The sequence below is a fragment of the Mesorhizobium sp. WSM4837 genome (genome assembly GCF_055811435.1).
The window spans coordinates 1-1,445 of record NZ_JBVVQE010000191.1 but is presented as its reverse complement, the minus strand read 5'-3'; the positions used below and the strand labels follow the sequence as shown (position 1 = coordinate 1,445).

The window sequence follows — 1,445 nt, the reverse complement described above, 5'->3', positions numbered from 1 at the left end:
CGCCGCTCTCATCCCAAAATAATCATGAACTTTGTCGGAATCGACCCATGATGCCAGAACTGACCCCATTCGCCCTGTACCTCGCCGCGGCCTCCGTGCTCGCCATCACGCCCGGTCCGGGCATCTTCTACGTTGCCGCGCGCACGCTCGCCGGCGGTCGTCCGGAGGGTATCGCTTCCAGCTTCGGCACGGGGTTGGGAGGCATGATCCACGTCCTCGCAGCAAGCCTAGGTGTTTCCGCGATCGTGCTCGAGAGCTCGGAACTGTTCTCCGCATTGAAGCTGTTCGGCGCGGTCTACCTCGTCTGGCTAGGCTTTCGCACCTTTCAAGCCGCGCGCCGCAAGGGAGCGACTGGCGATGATGGCGCCCCGGTGCGTTCAGTCGGACCCCAGCGGGCTTTTCGTGAAGGGGTGCTGGTCGAGGCTCTCAACCCCAAGACGGCAGCCTTTTTTCTAGCCTTCCTTCCGCAGTTCGTGAACCCGAGCGCAGGGCACGTAGCTCTGCAACTCGTGGTGCTTGGCTCCGTGTCGATTGCGCTCAACACGCTCGCCGACATCGTGGTTGCCTTCGTGGCCAGCGGCATTCAAGACGGCGCGGCAGCGCGTCCCAGGTTGATCCGCCGCCTGAGGGAGGCGTCGGGCGGCGCGATGATTGCGCTGGGCGTCGGCCTCGCTCTGGCGAAGCACCCTGCTGCCTGAATTTTGCATCGGATCTGGTTGGGCATCTCTCCGGGTCGGCGGGTTAGTTTGAAGCAGATGGATGGCTGCGAGCCAGCTTCGGTCATTACACCGATTCAGGCGATGTCTCAGGCGCGGCACCACAGTGAGGGAAACGTGAGTTCGACTGCCTCGCCTTCCTCATGACCATCATTTTGGCCCTCGCGAATCAACGCACGGTAGAAGCCAGTCAGCCGAGAATGACTGCCGTTTCATATAAGGAAAGCCAAGCCATGCGCCAAGCATCGCCCCGCTTTGCACTCGATCACATGGCGACGCCCGGACTTGACGTCAGGGCACTTTTCGCCTTTGCCCGTGACCAGGGCCTAACCGACGCAGCCAACAGTACAGCAATGCTATTGCACGCGGCAGCCGGCGGCGGACGTCCGGTCTGCCGCCGCTGAAGCAGGCGTTGGGATTCTCCATCAATGCCTTGCAGCGCTTCAACGCGTGGACTCCTGCCCGCAGGGCCGAGGCGAGCAAGCTCGCCGATTATGCGGCGGCCTGCGGAGCCAAGACGCTCATGCTGGTGCCGGTCAACGATGGCTCCTGGCCTGCCAATGGCGAGCGCCGGGGCGATCTCCGCGTCGCCTTGAAGGCGCTCAAGCCGATCCTCCAGTCGCGCGGCCTGATCGGTCTCATCGAGCCGCTCGGCTTCCAGACCTGCTCGCTTCGATCGAAGAACGAAGCGGCTAAGGCCATTGCCGCCATTGATGGCCAGTCCGTCTT

General features: G+C 63.0%; 2 protein-coding genes. Both read left to right on the top strand.

Annotation, left to right across the window (positions count from 1 at the left end; translation table 11 throughout):
• The first annotated feature begins 50 nt into the window (after positions 1–50).
• Entirely contained in the window at positions 51–698 is a 648-nt protein-coding gene (locus AC0L3D_RS36610; RefSeq protein ID WP_473518211.1) for a LysE family translocator, read from the top strand.
• 430 nt (positions 699–1,128) lie between these two features.
• Positions 1,129–1,445 (top strand): TIM barrel protein (locus tag AC0L3D_RS36605; RefSeq protein ID WP_473647521.1); only part of this gene is annotated, 317 nt, incomplete at its 3' end.

Bases quoted from the DNA above. Each gene is read 5' to 3' on its own strand.
- AC0L3D_RS36610 (WP_473518211.1), top strand. From the start codon at position 51: ATGCCAGAACTGACCCCATTCGCCCTGTACCTCGCCGCGGCCTCCGTG.